Origin of the sequence: uncultured Dokdonia sp., from assembly GCF_947492815.1 — a bacterium.
Taxonomy (GTDB): domain Bacteria; phylum Bacteroidota; class Bacteroidia; order Flavobacteriales; family Flavobacteriaceae; genus Dokdonia.
The window spans coordinates 1-488 of sequence record NZ_CANLOB010000099.1 but is presented as its reverse complement, the minus strand read 5'-3'; the positions used below and the strand labels follow the sequence as shown (position 1 = coordinate 488).

At 43.2% G+C, this 488-nt stretch carries 1 protein-coding gene; it reads left to right on the top strand.

Features of this window, described 5'->3' with window-relative positions:
• The coding region (locus tag Q1A01_RS23695; RefSeq protein ID WP_299686055.1) for a fibronectin type III domain-containing protein at positions 1-488 on the top strand (488 nt) is incomplete at both ends.

Below are 488 nucleotides of genomic sequence, written 5' to 3'. Positions count from 1 at the left end.
AATCTTGCTGTAACTGGAGTAACAACTAGCTCTGTTGCACTTTCTTGGAACGCTTCTACTGATAATGTAGGTGTAACTGCTTATGATGTATTCCAAGGATCTAATAACCTTGGCGAAGTAACAGGAACTACAGCTAACGTAACTGGACTTACTGAAGGAACAACGTTCCAATTCTCTGTAAGAGCTAAAGATGCAGCTGGTAATGTATCAGCAAATAGTAATACCGTATCTGCTACTACCGATACAACTCCTCCTCCTTCTGGTGGATGTTCAGGTGGGGTTAGTTCATTGCCTTACGGCGAAAGCTTTGAAGCAAACCTTGGACTATGGACGCAAGCTGGTGGTGACGACCTTAACTGGACACGTGACTCAGGGGGAACACCTTCTAATAATACAGGACCTTCTTCTGGAGCTGATGGATCTTTCTATGTATACGTAGAAGCATCAGGTAACGGAACTGGATTCCCAAACAAAAGAGCAATCTTAAA